The sequence below is a fragment of the Rhodococcus sp. 06-418-5 genome, from assembly GCF_002258285.1.
Taxonomy (GTDB): Bacteria; Actinomycetota; Actinomycetes; order Mycobacteriales; family Mycobacteriaceae; genus Rhodococcoides.
In genome coordinates this window covers 135872-148973 of sequence record NZ_NOYE01000016.1, presented here as the reverse complement: position 1 = coordinate 148973, position 13102 = coordinate 135872, and the positions used below count along the sequence as shown (strand labels likewise).

The 13102-nt window shown below is 65.9% G+C and carries 10 protein-coding genes; 3 read left to right on the top strand and 7 right to left on the bottom strand.

The window, feature by feature from the left end:
- Position 1 precedes the first annotated feature (1 nt).
- The 3 genes from CH274_RS12930 to CH274_RS12920 all read right to left on the bottom strand — a co-directional run bounded on the left by CH274_RS12930 (position 2) and on the right by CH274_RS12920 (position 3193).
- The gene (locus tag CH274_RS12930; RefSeq protein ID WP_094657659.1) at positions 2-451 is read right to left on the bottom strand and encodes a hypothetical protein; all 450 of its coding nucleotides are present in this window, start codon (positions 449-451) and stop codon (positions 2-4) included.
- Positions 452-492: 41 nt separating this feature from the next.
- Complete coding sequence (gene panB, locus CH274_RS12925; protein ID WP_094631656.1) at positions 493-1344, bottom strand: 3-methyl-2-oxobutanoate hydroxymethyltransferase; 852 nt, start codon at positions 1342-1344, stop codon at positions 493-495.
- A gap of 118 nt (positions 1345-1462) precedes the next feature.
- The gene (locus tag CH274_RS12920; protein ID WP_094658017.1) at positions 1463-3193 is read right to left on the bottom strand and encodes an NAD+ synthase; all 1731 of its coding nucleotides are present in this window, start codon (positions 3191-3193) and stop codon (positions 1463-1465) included.
- Between the two features lie 80 nt (positions 3194-3273).
- On the opposite strand from CH274_RS12920, the gene CH274_RS12915 reads away from it, so the two are divergent.
- From CH274_RS12915 to CH274_RS12905, 3 genes are all read left to right on the top strand, one after another.
- Positions 3274-4842 carry an alpha/beta hydrolase gene (locus CH274_RS12915; RefSeq protein WP_094657658.1) on the top strand — a complete coding sequence of 523 codons (1569 nt, stop codon included), beginning with the start codon at positions 3274-3276 and terminating at the stop codon, positions 4840-4842.
- Between the two features lie 102 nt (positions 4843-4944).
- Positions 4945-6285 carry a type I glutamate--ammonia ligase gene (gene glnA, locus CH274_RS12910; protein WP_032379097.1) on the top strand — a complete coding sequence of 447 codons (1341 nt, stop codon included), beginning with the start codon at positions 4945-4947 and terminating at the stop codon, positions 6283-6285.
- Positions 6286-6412: 127 nt separating this feature from the next.
- The gene (locus tag CH274_RS12905; RefSeq protein ID WP_094657657.1) at positions 6413-9460 is read left to right on the top strand and encodes a bifunctional [glutamine synthetase] adenylyltransferase/[glutamine synthetase]-adenylyl-L-tyrosine phosphorylase; all 3048 of its coding nucleotides are present in this window, start codon (positions 6413-6415) and stop codon (positions 9458-9460) included.
- A 9-nt stretch (positions 9461-9469) separates the two neighbouring features.
- Here CH274_RS12905 and CH274_RS12900 read toward each other — a convergent pair whose 3' ends face one another.
- Genes CH274_RS12900 through CH274_RS12885 form a run of 4 tightly spaced genes read right to left on the bottom strand, consistent with a single transcriptional unit; the run spans position 9470 to position 13074 of the window.
- Entirely contained in the window at positions 9470-10453 is a 984-nt protein-coding gene (locus tag CH274_RS12900) for a glycine betaine ABC transporter substrate-binding protein (protein ID WP_045194853.1), read from the bottom strand.
- On the bottom strand, positions 10453-11238 hold the full coding sequence (locus CH274_RS12895; RefSeq protein ID WP_032394432.1) for an ABC transporter permease: 786 nt from the start codon (positions 11236-11238) through the stop codon (positions 10453-10455). Before CH274_RS12895 ends, CH274_RS12900 begins: the two co-directional genes overlap by 1 nt.
- On the bottom strand, positions 11235-12431 hold the full coding sequence (locus CH274_RS12890) for an ABC transporter ATP-binding protein (RefSeq protein WP_094657656.1): 1197 nt from the start codon (positions 12429-12431) through the stop codon (positions 11235-11237). Before CH274_RS12890 ends, CH274_RS12895 begins: the two co-directional genes overlap by 4 nt.
- Positions 12424-13074, bottom strand: a complete 651-nt coding sequence (locus CH274_RS12885; protein ID WP_094657655.1) for an ABC transporter permease — start codon at positions 13072-13074, stop codon at positions 12424-12426. The genes CH274_RS12890 and CH274_RS12885 overlap by 8 nt, the downstream gene beginning before the upstream one ends.
- Positions 13075-13102 lie beyond the last annotated feature (28 nt).

Genomic DNA, 13102 nt, shown 5'->3' with positions numbered 1-13102 from the left:
CCTAGAAGCCCACCAGACCGGATGCGAGGTCCGGAATGTCCAGCGAGCGGATGGCCTCGTCCCGCACGTCCGAGCACGTCTCCGTCGTGATGTCGTCGACGATCGCTCGGTTCTGCACCACCTGCAGGTTGATGACGCCGCTCTGCGCCGCCCAGGTCTGCACCAGTATGTTGAGCCCGCCCCGGCCGAGCGTCGGCCCCTGGACGCGCCAATTGGACAGCTGCGCCTCGAGATCGGTGCACAGCTGTTGCTTCTGGGCATCGGTGATCACTGCTTCCGCCGGCGGTGCGGTGACCGTGGTGGTCGGCACGACAGTCGTCGTCGACGACGACGAACCGGTGTTGGTCGTATCCGTGCTGCACGCACCGATCAGCGTGAGGAGCGCAGCCGCGCCGACTACTGCGACTGCGCTTCTCCGTGCCTCGAAGGTCGAACCTCGTCTGAGTTTCATGGTCCGAGTGTGCCATCCGCACCCGACGGAGACGGTAACGATCAGTAGCTGTGTTCGGGCCCGGGGAAGACACCCGACCGCACCTCGGACAGGTACGTCGTTGCCGCGGTCCGCAAGGAATCGCCGACGTCGGCGAACTTCTTCACGAACTTCGCGGTCTTACCGTTGGTGTATCCGGCCATGTCCTGCCACACCAGAACCTGCGCGTCGCATTCGTTGCCCGCACCGATGCCGACCGTGGGAATGGTCAGCTTGCGGGTGACCTGGCCGGCAATGTCGGCGGGAACCATCTCCATGACGACGGCGAATGCTCCCGCTTCCTGGACTGCGATGGCGTCGGCCACCAGCTGCTCGGACGCGTCTCCGCGACCCTGAACGCGGAAGCCACCGAGGGTGTTGACACTCTGCGGGGTGAAGCCGACGTGGGCCATCACCGGGATGCCCGCGGCAGTGATCGCGGCGATCTGAGCGGCCACGCGCTCGCCGCCTTCGAGCTTGACTGCGCCCGCGAGACCTTCCTTCATGAACCGGACAGCGGTTTCCAGTGCCTGCTGCGGCGAGGCCTCGTAGGTGCCGAAGGGCAGATCTGCGACGACGAGGGCGTGCGGTGCGCCGCGGACCACCCCGCGGACCAGCGGAAGGAGCTCGTCGACGGTGATCGGCACGGTGGTGTCGTAGCCGTAGACAACGTTTGCCGCCGAGTCGCCGACGAGGAGAACCGGAACTCCGGCTTCCTCGAAGATGCGGGCACTGGAGTAGTCGTAGGCGGTGAGCATTCCCCAGCGCTCACCGTCGGCCTTCATCTGCAGAAGGTGGTGGGTGCGGGTCTTGCGGGTCAGCGCGGTGGAGGGTGCTTCCTGAGCGGATCCGCCGTACACAGCAGTTTCGGACATCTTTGTCCCTTTCTGGTCCTCGAGGCCCGCTCGGCGGGTCCCCGGGATGGGGTGTGATGACGTGGGCAAGTCTGCCACTGCTCACGACCTGCCGGACCGCTACCGGCAGTGCAATTCGTCACACCCCGCCGCGCGCCGCGTAGTTCCGCCAGCCGTTGGTGATCGGCATGCGGCGGTCACGTCCGAACGCACGAGAGGTGACCTTGGTGCCGATCGGATACTGACGCCGCTTGTACTCCGACGCGTCGACCTTGCGCAGGATGTCCGCGACCACCGCGGCCTCGAATCCGGCCGCCACGATGTCCTCGAAGCCCTGGTCGTGGTCGACGTACCTGAACAGGATGGCGTCGAGCTCGTCGTAATCGGGCAACGAGTCGGTGTCGAGTTGCCCCGGCCTGAGCTCTGCGGACGGCGGCTTGTCGATGCTCGACTCGGGGATCGGAGGAATGTCCCCACGGTCGGCCGCGGACTTGTTTCGCCACCGCGCCAGATCCCACACGAGCGACTTCGGCACGTCCTTGATCGGCGCGAAGCCGCCGACGGCATCCCCGTAGATCGTCGAATAGCCAACGGCCAGTTCGGATTTGTTGCCGGTGGCCAACACCAGATGGCCGAAGCTGTTCGACAGTGCCATCAGCACCATGCCCCGGCACCGCGCCTGGATGTTCTCCTCGGCGAGCCCGGTCAGATGCAGCTGGTCGACGTAGCGGGCGACCATGTCGGCAATCGGCTCGACGCGGAAATGAACACCCGTGCGCGACGCGAAATCCTCTGCGTCGGTGCGAGAGTGAGTCGACGAGTACGTCGAGGGCATCGACACTGCGTGTACCGCATCGTGGCCCAGGGCGTCGACGGCGATCGCGGCGACCACCGCCGAATCGATACCGCCGGACAATCCGAGAGCCACCGAACGAAAACCGTTCTTGTGCACGTAGTCTCGTAGACCCGTCACCAGTGCGCCCCACACCTGTTCCTCGGTGCTCACGATCTCTGCGAGGAACGGCTCGGCTCGCTGCCAGCCGGTGACCGCCACGTCGGGGAGCGTGACCCGATCGATGGTCCAGCCGGGTACCTCGGCGGCATCCGGATGTGGTGCCGTCGGAGCATCGACGTCGACGATCAGCAGATGCTCGACGAATTGCGGGGAGCGGCCCCAGGTGGAGCCGTCCGGACCGACGACGAAACTCGCCCCGTCGAACACCAACTCGTCCTGGCCGCCGACGACGTTGACGTAGGCGATCGGAGCGCCGATCTCGGTGGCCCGTCGCAGGGCGATGGAGCGACGCACCTCGTCCTTTCCCTGCTCGAAGGGGCTGGCGTTGAGGCAGAGCAGCATGTCCACCCCGGCCGTGGCATAGGCGGGCACGGACCCGCCCGGTTGCCAGATGTCCTCGCAGACAACGACGCCGAGCCGCAGGCCGTTCACCGTCGTGATGCTCAGGCCGGATCCCGGAGCGAAGTAGCGTGCCTCGTCGAACACTCGGTAGGTGGGGAGCGAGTGCTTGTCGTACCGAGTCGTCACCCGTCCGTCGGTGATCACTGCCGCGCTGTTCCGCGAGCCCTCGGCGTCGCGATCGAGGTAGCCGACCACGACGATGCGATCGCCACACCCGGCAGCGTCGAGGGCTGTCGCCAACTCGGTGAGGCAGTGCGCCGACGCGGCGGCGAACGACGGTCGCAGAGCCAGATCCTCGACGGGGTATCCCGTCAGCGCCATCTCGGGAAACACCACCACGTTGGCACCGTCGTGAGCTGCGCGGACCGTCCACTCGACGATCGCTGCGGAATTCGCTGCAAGATCGCCGACCACGGAGTTGATCTGGGCGAGGGCGAGTCGAAGTGCCTGCACGGCATCCACGCTAGTGCTCGCACGACGTCCCCGCCGGGCAGCGGGAGCGGAGGGCCCGAAAGACCTGGCACGATCGTGCCATGAGAACGCGCACCAGGAGCACGGCCGTGGCACTGTCCGCGGTCGCCGTGTTGGCCGTCGGCTGCTCCACGTCCGAGCCGACAGCCACTCCCGAGAACTCCGGTGCGTCGGACAGCTCCTCATCGGCATCCGCCGTCGGCCCGATCCCCTCGGGGCTCGAAACGTTCTACACCCAAACGCTGGAGTGGGAAAGCTGCGACCGGTACAACACCGACGGCGGCGAACTGGGAAGTGCCGTCGAATGCGCGATGGTGACCGTGCCGTTGGACTACGCCGACCCCGAGGGCAGGACGATCGAGGTCGCCATCTCACGGACGAAGGCGACGGGCGAGAAGATCGGATCGGTACTGATGAACCCGGGCGGGCCCGGATCGTCGGGCCTCTACCTCGCCGGGCAGGCCGAAGGCACCGCCGTCGCCGAACGCTTCGACCGCATCGGCTTCGACCCACGCGGGATCGGAGCATCCGAGCCGGAGGTCCGTTGTCTGACGTCCGATGAGGTCGACCAGGAGCGTCGCGAACCCGATGTGGACGTCAGCCCCGAAGGCATCGCAGCGACCGAGGCCGAACATCGGGACTACGCCGCGCAGTGTGTGGAGCGGACCGGGGCGGACGTGCTCGAGCACGTCGGCACCCGCGAGGTGGTGCGGGACATGGACGTCATCCGCGCAGTTCTGGGCGACGAGAAGCTGACCTACATCGGGTACTCCTACGGCACGCGAATCGGGACCGCGTACGCCGAGGAGTTCCCGTCGAACGTGCGCGCGATGGTGCTCGACGGTGCGCTCGATCCCGACCAGTCACCCGTCGACGAGGCCGTTGCCCAAGGGGCGGCATTCCAGACCGCGTTCGACGCATTCGCCGCGGACTGCGCACAGACCGAGACCTGCCCGCTCGGAACCGACCCGGCGCAGGCCGTCGCGCAGTTCCGGTCCCTGGTGGACCCACTGATCGACCGACCCGCCGACACGACCGATCCCCGTGGCCTCAGCTACGACGACGCGATCACCGGAGCCCAGCAAGCGCTGTATTCACAGCAGCTGTGGCGTCTGCTCCGGGCCGGGTTGAACGAATTGCGCGATGGTCGGGGCGACACGCTGCTCCGGCTCGCCGACACCTACTCCGGCAGGCTCGAGGACGGTAGCTACACCAACATCGACGACGCATTCAATGCGGTGCGTTGCGTCGACGGCCCACCGACCACCGATCGCGCAGCGGCCGACGAGGCGGACGCCCGGTTCCGTGCCGCCGCGCCGTACCTGGACGACGGTCGGGCGACGGGCAGCGCGCCATTGGACCTGTGCGCCTTCTGGCCGGTGCCGAACACGAGTGATCCGCACATCGTCGACGTCGAGGGACTGCCGACGCTGGTGGTCGTCTCGACGACCAACGATCCGGCCACGCCCTACCAGGCAGGTGTCGAGCTGGCGGCGCAGCTGCGCGCGGATCTGGTGACGTACGACGGTACGCAGCACACGGTCGCCTTCTCCGGCGTCGACTGCATCGACGAGCCTTTGGTGAACTACCTCGTCGAGCTGGTGCCGCCGGAGGACGGACTGCGGTGTTGACGTGCTAGCTCACGTCCCGCGAAGTGCGCAGAGAGTTTCACGAAGTGAGACCGAATTCACGATGTAACACAGATTTAACTCCGTTTGCTTACTCTCGCGTTCATGGATCGTCAAAAGGAATTCGTGCTCCGGACCCTCGAAGAGCGCGACATTCGTTTCGTCCGCCTCTGGTTCACCGACGTTCTCGGGTACCTCAAGTCGGTGGCCATCGCCCCCGCCGAGCTCGAAGGGGCTTTCGACGAGGGGATCGGTTTCGACGGTAGCGCCATCGAAGGATTCGCCCGCGTGTCCGAGGCCGACACCGTGGCCAAGCCCGATCCGTCGACGTTCCAGATTCTGCCGTGGTCCACCAGCAAGGGGCACCAGCACTCGGCGCGGATGTTCTGCGACATCGCCATGCCCGACGGCTCGCCGTCCTGGGCCGACTCACGCCACGTGCTGCGTCGCCAGCTCAGCAAGGCCGCGGACCTGGGATTCAGCTGCTACGTGCACCCCGAGATCGAATTCTTCCTGCTCAAGGACGCTCCGCAGGACGGCTCACCGCCGACCCCGGCCGACAACGGCGGCTACTTCGATCAGGCCGTACACGACTCGGCCCCGAACTTCCGCAGGCACGCCATCGACGCGCTCGAGTCGATGGGAATCTCGGTCGAGTTCAGCCACCACGAGGCCGCACCGGGCCAGCAGGAGATCGACCTCCGCTACGCCGACGCACTGTCGATGGCCGACAACATCATGACCTTCCGCTACGTGGTCAAGGAAGTCGCGATCGAAGAAGGCGTGCGCGCGACGTTCATGCCCAAGCCGTTCAGCGATCAGGCCGGCTCGGCGATGCACACGCACATGAGCCTGTTCGAGGGCGACGCCAACGCCTTCCACAACCCGGACGACCCGATGCAGCTCTCGGAGACCGGCAAGTCCTTCATCGCAGGCATCCTCGAACACGCCAACGAGATCAGCGCCGTGACCAACCAGTGGGTCAACTCCTACAAGCGGCTCGTGCGCGGCGGCGAGGCACCGACGGCGGCGTCGTGGGGACCGGCGAACCGCTCGGCACTGATCCGCGTGCCGATGTACACCCCGAACAAGGCATCCTCACGCCGAGTCGAGATCCGCAGCCCTGATTCGGCCTGCAACCCGTACCTCGCCTTCGCGGTTCTGCTGGCCGCAGGTCTGCGTGGAATCGAGAAGGGCTACACCCTGCCGCCCGAGGCCGAGGAAGACGTGTGGGCACTGACCTCCGCGGAACGTCGCGCCATGGGATACAAGGAATTGCCGGGCAATCTCGATCAGGCACTGAACGCGATGGAAGGCTCCGAACTGGTCGCCGAGGCACTGGGCGAGCACGTCTTCGACTTCTTCCTCCGCAACAAGCGTCGCGAGTGGGAGGAATACCGCAGCCACGTCACGCCGTACGAGTTGAAGGCCTACCTGGGTCTTTAACAGCACGGCGTCGTCATGGGCTACGTTCTAGTCGATCGTGAATGGTAGTTCCGATGCCGGCGCGGGCACCCTCGCGTCGCATTTCTGACGACGGGGTAAAACTGTGGCACGGCGAGGTGGATTCTAGATGGTGCGTCCTCCTACTTCCAGATCCGTCGTTCCCGGACCGGGCCGACTCGGACTGGTCGAAGAAACTGCGCCGTCCGATCTGCGCACTCTCGGTTGGACGGACGAGGACAGCCTCGAGCTGCTCTGGTCGCTCTCGCGTGCGCCCAATGCCGATCTCGCGCTCCGCACCCTCGTGCGGTTGTACGAGTTGCTCGGTTCCGGTTGGTCGGAGTTCGACACGGCGCTGCGCACGGACAAGGGATTCCGCGGGCGCATCCTCGGGCTCGTCGGTGCCTCGAGTGCGCTCGCCGATCACCTCGTGGCCGACGACAGCACGTGGCGTCTGCTGCTGACCAAGGAAGGTCAGGGCACCGGGGTCTCGGCGAAGATCGAACTCCCCAGCAAGGCGACATTGGTCGCGGAACTCCTCGAGGTGGTCGGGGCCGAGCCGGAGACCGGACCCAATGCCGCGCCCGACCTGTACCGGGCGTCGACCACCGGACCGCCAGCCGTGATCGCCCTGCGCAAGAAGTACCGCGACCAGATCATGGTCCTGGCGGCGTACGACCTCGCCGCAACCGTCGAGAACGAACCCGTCCTGCCGTACACGGTGGTCGGATCGCAACTGTCCGACATGGCCGATGCAGCGCTCACTGCGGCACTCGCCGTCGCCGTCGCGACCGTGTGCCCCGACGCCCCGTGCCCCACGCGCTTGGCCGTCGTTGCGATGGGCAAATGCGGTGCGCGCGAACTCAATTACGTCTCCGACGTCGATGTCGTGTTCGTCGCCGAGCCTGCCGACTCGCAGGCGAGTCGCATCGCCGGCGAGATGATGCGCATCGGATCCTCGGCCTTCTTCGAGGTCGACGCGGCGCTGCGTCCCGAGGGCAAGCGCGGCGAGTTGGTCCGCACCCTCGACTCGCACGTGGCCTACTACAAGCGCTGGGCCAAGACCTGGGAGTTCCAGGCGTTGCTCAAAGCACGCCCGATGACCGGCGACATCGCGCTCGGCAACGATTACGTCGACGCGGTCAACCCGATGGTGTGGTTGGCCAGCCAGCGCGAGGACTTCGTGCCCGAGGTGCGCGCGATGCGGCGTCGAGTCGAGGAGATGGTGCCGCCGGAGCTCCGCGAGCGCGAGATCAAACTCGGCCGCGGAAGCCTGCGGGATGTCGAATTCGCGGTCCAGCTCCTGCAATTGGTGCACGGTCGAACCGACGAGTCGCTGCGCGTACTCGGCACGACCGACGCACTGACCGCACTCACCGAGGGCGGCTACGTCGGACGTGACGACGCCGCGAATCTGACGGCCTCCTACGAGTTTCTTCGGCTGATCGAGCACCGCCTGCAGCTGCAGCGAATGCGGCGCACGCACACCCTGCCTCCGCAGGACGACGAGGAAGCCCTGCGGTGGCTGGCTCGGTCGGCGCACATGCGACCGGACGGCAACCGCGACTCCCTCGGGGTGCTGAACGCCGAGATCAAGCGCAACGCACAACGCATCAGACGGTTGCACGCCAAGCTCTTCTACCGGCCGCTGTTGGACTCGGTGGTCAAGTTCGACTCGGAGACAGTGCGGTTGACGCCGGACGCCGCGACGCGTCAGCTCGCAGCGCTCGGCTACGCGACTCCCCAGAACGCATTGGGCCACCTTCGTGCGCTCGTCGGCTCGGGTACCCGTCGTGGTCAGATCCAGGCCGTGTTGCTGCCGACGCTGCTGGAGTGGCTTGCCGACACACCCGATCCCGACGCCGGACTGCTCAACTACCGCAGGCTGTCGGAATCGGCGGGGGAGCAGACGTGGTTCCTGCGCGTGCTGCGCGACGAAGGCGCAGTTGCTCAGCGGCTCATGATCGTGCTCGGCTCCTCGGCGTACGTGCCGGACCTGCTGATCAAGGCCCCCGAGGTCATTCGGTTGTTCGCGGACGGACCCACCGGCCCTCGGCTGCTCGACGTCGAGCCGGAGGAGACGTACCGCGCGATCCTGTCGTCCTCGGCCAGGTACGAGGACCCGGTACGAGCGATCAACGCCGCCAGGGCTTTACGACGCCACGAACTGGCCCGGGTGGCCTCGGCAGACATTCTCGGCATGCTCGACGTACCTCAGGTGTGCCGCGCGCTGTCCTCGGTCTGGGCCGCAGTGATCAACGCAGCGCTCGCCGCTGCAGTGCGAGCCAGCGAGAAGGAACGCGGAGAACCTGCACCGGCAACTCTCGCCGTCATCGGTATGGGACGCCTGGGCGGCGGTGAGCTCGGCTACGGCAGCGACGCAGACGTGCTGTTCGTCTGCGAACCGGTGGACGGCGTCGACGAGACCGTTGCGGTCAAGTGGGCCAACACCATTGCCGATCGCATCCGCAAACTGCTCGGCGCGCCCAGCACCGATCCGCCGCTCGAGGTCGACACCGGTCTGCGGCCGGAAGGCCGCAACGGCCCGGTGGTGCGCACCCTGGCGTCCTATGCCGCGTACTACTCGCAGTGGGCTCAGGCCTGGGAAGTGCAGGCTCTCCTGCGCGCACACCAGGTGGCCGGCGACCAGGATCTCGGCATCCGATTCCTACTGATGGCCGACAAGGTGCGCTACCCCGAGGGCGGTGTGTCCGCCGATGCGGTCCGCGAGATTCGACGCATCAAGGCGCGCATCGATTCCGAGCGTCTGCCCAAGGGAGCCGACCCCTCCACCCACACCAAGCTCGGACGTGGGGGACTGGCAGACATCGAGTGGACCGTTCAGCTGATCCAGCTCAGGTACGCGCACAAGGTCCTCGCGCTGCACAACACCTCGACCCTGCAGTCACTCGACGCCATCGGTGCGGCCGAGCTCATGAGCGAAACCGACGTCGAACTGCTCAGGGAAGCCTGGATCCTGGCGACGAAGGCACGCAACGCGCTGGTGCTGGTCCGCGGCAAGCCCACCGATCAGCTGCCGCGACCGGGAGCTGTGCTCTCCGCAGTAGCGCAGGTGGCGGGCTGGGAGAACGGCGACGCCGGAGCGTTCCTCGACAACTACCTGCGCGTGACACGTCGAGCGAAGGCAGTGGTGGAGCGGACCTTCGGCGGAAGCTAGTCCCCGTCTCTAGTCACTTCCGACGGTGACGAACCCCTGCTGAACCATCCAGTCCCGTGCGACGTCCGCGGGCTCGCGGCCGTCGATGTCCACCTGCTTGTTCAACTCGGAAATGGCCTCGTTGGTCAGTGCCGCCGAGATCGGGGCGGTCACCTCGGCGATCTCGGGGTACTGATCGGCGACCTCCTGACGGATGATGACCGTCGCGTTGTAGCGCGGGAAGAACGACTTGTCGTCTTCGAGCACGGTCAGATTCAGCCCCTTGATACGGCCGTCGGTGGTGAACACCTCGCCGAACCGGCACTGCGAACCGTCCGCGGTCGCCTGATAGATGACGCCGGTCTGCAGGATCTGCACCGGGATGGCGTTGGCGTCGAAACCGTAGGTGGCGGCGAGGCCGGGGAGCCCGTCCTGGCGACTGTTGAACTCGGTTTCGACGCACAGAGCGGCAGCGGCTGGATCGCGGTTCACCAGAGCGGCGTAATCCGAGAGCGTGCGTACGCCGGTCTCCTGTGCTACCTGCTGATTCATGGCCAGGGCGTACGTGTTGTCCATCGGCGCCGGATTGACCCAGTCGATACCGTTGGCCTTGTCGGCGTCACGCACTGCTTCGAACTGTTCGGTGGCATCGGGAATGGGTGTCTCGTTGCCCAGGTAGTTGATCCACCCGGTTCCGGTGTACTCGTAGGCAAGGTCGACCTGGCCGCTTTGCATGGCCAGCCGGACGCTCTGCGAGCCGACGATATTGGTGAGGTCCCGAACGTCGGCACCGGCTGCACTGAGAGCGAATTCGAGGATGTAGCCGAGGATGATTTGCTCGGTGAAGTCCTTCGATCCGACGGTGAACTCGGCACCCTCCAGCCCGGGGAGCGGTGTGATGCTGCCGGCCTCGACCGACAACGGCATAGCGCCGCCGGACTGCAACCCGCACCCCGTCAGCGCGAGAGCAGTGGTGGCGCACAGCGCAGCGAGTCGTCGAGTGGTGCGTCGCATCAGCGGAGTCCTTTCGGTCCGAGGTAAGCCTCGGCGAGTGCGCCCAGCCAATCCACCAGCAGCGCGAGTGCGACCGCGAGAACGGCACCCACCACGAGAATGAGTGGCTGGTTGAGCTTGTAGCCGGTGTCGATCAGGACGCCGAGGCCACCCGCACCGACAAGGAAGCTCAGCGTCGCCGTGCCGACGGCGAGAACCAGAGAGGTACGCAGGCCTGCCAGTATGAACGGCACCGCAAGCGGAAACTCGATGCGGCGCAGAATGCCCATGTTCGACATGCCCTGACCACGAGCTGCATCGATGTAGGTCGGTTCGACGGTCTGGAAGCCCAACATCGTATTGCGCAGAACCGGGAGCAGCGAATAGAACGCGATAGGGAGCACGCCGGTCCAGAAGCCCGTTGCGCCCGTCCAGAGGAACAACAACACTAGAAGTCCGACGGCGGGCGCGGCCTGCCCGATGTTCGCGATACCGATGAACAGCGGCGCGGCCTTGCGATACCCGTTGCGAGTCAACAGAATTCCCAGCGGTACGGCGATGACGAGTACCAGCGTCGTAACCACGAAGGTGATCAGTACGTGCTCGAGAACCCGGGTGGAGATCGTGTTGATGTTGATCGTCTCGGCCTGTGTCGCGGTGAGATCTCGGGTCAACGCATAGACCAACAGAATTGCCACGATGAGCAGCACGACGGCCGGTTGGATGAGCAGACGAATTCGCTCTGCGCGTTTGGCTGCGCGCGCAACGTCCTTGGTCTCGTCGCCGGTATCGGCGAGGGTCGTCACGACGGAGTCCCGACGTCTGTGCGCGCCTCGTCGTGATCGTTGGCGTGCTGCGATCGCAGAGATTTGATGGTGTCGATCAGTACGTCGATCGTCACGGTGCCGACGTATTCGCCGCGATTACCGGTGACGGTGGCCGTCGCGTTGCCCTCGGAGAGCAGAGCTTCGAGTGCGTCCTGGAGGGTCGATTGCGTCGAGACCATCTCGCCCATCGGCACACCGACGTCGCGCAGGCTCCCGACTCCGACGAGGTGGCGTCGATCGGTCCACCGAAGCGGGCGCTTGCGCGAGTCGAGGATGATTCCCCACGCCTCGGGATCGGAGCCGAGTGCCGAGTTCATCGACTCCACCGAGTCGTCCTCGCCGAACACCGGCACATCGGACAACTCGATGTCGCGAACTCGCATCAGCGTCAGCTGCTTCAACGCGGCTCCGGCCCCGACGAATCCCGCCACGGTGTCGTCCGCGGGGTTGGCGAGGACGGCCTCGGGAGTGTCGTACTGGAGGATCGTGGACTGGTTCCCGAGTACTGCGATTCGGTCACCGAGCTTGACGGCCTCGTCGAAGTCGTGGGTCACGAAGACGATGGTCTTACCCAGCTCGGCTTGCAGGCGCATCAATTCGTCCTGCAGCAGTCCTCGGGTGATCGGATCGACCGCGCCGAAGGGCTCGTCCATCAACAGCACCGGGGGATCGGCGGCAAGTGCGCGGGCGACGCCGACACGCTGCTGCTGGCCACCCGAGAGCTGACGCGGATAGCGCTCGCGGTAGACCGCCGGATCGAGCCCGACGAGATCGAGCATCTCGTCGGTGCGATAGTTGATGCGTTTCTTGTCCCACCCGATCAGCCCGGGCACCATTCCGACGTTCTGCGCGATCGTCATGTGGGGAAACAGGCCCGCCTGCTGGATGGAGTAGCCGATGGTGCGGCGCAGCTCGTTGGGGTCGATCGAGAGCGCGTCCTTGCCACCGATGGTGATGCGGCCCGATGTCGGCTCGATGAGCCGGTTGATCATGCGCATCGTCGTCGTCTTGCCGCAGCCCGAGGGCCCGACCAATACGACGACCTCGCCGGCCGGAATCGTCATGGACACGTTGTCCACGGCCGCGAGCTTTTGCCCCGGGTAGCTCTTGGTGACGTTCTCGAGCACGATTTCCGCGCCGGAGACGTTCGATGTACGGGTCGAGTCACTCACGAATACCCCTCGAGGTGGTCAGTTTGCCGATCAACACGTAGATCCCGTCCAGGATCAACGCCAGCAGGACGATCAGGACAGTGCCGGTGAGGGCCTGCGGTAGCGCAGTGGGGCTACCGACTCGAGCGAGACCGGAGAAGAGCAGATTGCCCAGACCCGGTCCTTTGGCGTACGCGGCGATGGCGAGAATGCCCATGGCCATCTGAGTGCTGATGCGCATTCCGGTGAGAATGGACGGCCAGGCGAGTGGGATCTCGATGCGCCGAAGCACCAGGGTGCGGCTCATTCCGATTCCGTGGGCGGCGTCGGAGACGGCGGGATCGACGGCCGCCAGGCCAACCACGGTGTTGCGGATGATCGGCAGCAGGGAATAGAGGACCAACGCGGTCACCGTGGGTCGAACGCCCAATCCCATGATGGGGATGAGGACACCCAGCAGCGCGAACGAGGGGATGGTCAGGATCGTGCTCGCGAGAGCCGTCGCGATCGCCGATCCAGCGGGGCTGCGGTAGACGAGAACTCCTATCGCGACGCCGATGACCGTCGCTATGACGACGCACTGCACGACGGCCGAGACATGCAGATAGGAGTCGATCGCCAACTGTCTTCGCCGTCCGACGATGAATTCCCACAGTGCATCCATGCAGTTGTCGTCCTCTGTTCGCCGTGAG

Excerpts from the sequence above, each read along its gene's own strand:
- CH274_RS12900 (WP_045194853.1), bottom strand. The coding sequence starts at position 10,453 with ATGCGACGCACCACTCGACGACTCGCTGCGCTGTGCGCCACCACTGCT.
- glnA (WP_032379097.1), top strand. The coding sequence starts at position 4,945 with ATGGATCGTCAAAAGGAATTCGTGCTCCGGACCCTCGAAGAGCGCGAC.
- CH274_RS12930 (WP_094657659.1), bottom strand. The coding sequence starts at position 451 with ATGAAACTCAGACGAGGTTCGACCTTCGAGGCACGGAGAAGCGCAGTC.
- CH274_RS12905 (WP_094657657.1), top strand. The coding sequence starts at position 6,413 with ATGGTGCGTCCTCCTACTTCCAGATCCGTCGTTCCCGGACCGGGCCGA.
- CH274_RS12885 (WP_094657655.1), bottom strand. The coding sequence starts at position 13,074 with ATGGATGCACTGTGGGAATTCATCGTCGGACGGCGAAGACAGTTGGCG.
- CH274_RS12915 (WP_094657658.1), top strand. The coding sequence starts at position 3,274 with ATGAGAACGCGCACCAGGAGCACGGCCGTGGCACTGTCCGCGGTCGCC.
- panB (WP_094631656.1), bottom strand. The coding sequence starts at position 1,344 with ATGTCCGAAACTGCTGTGTACGGCGGATCCGCTCAGGAAGCACCCTCC.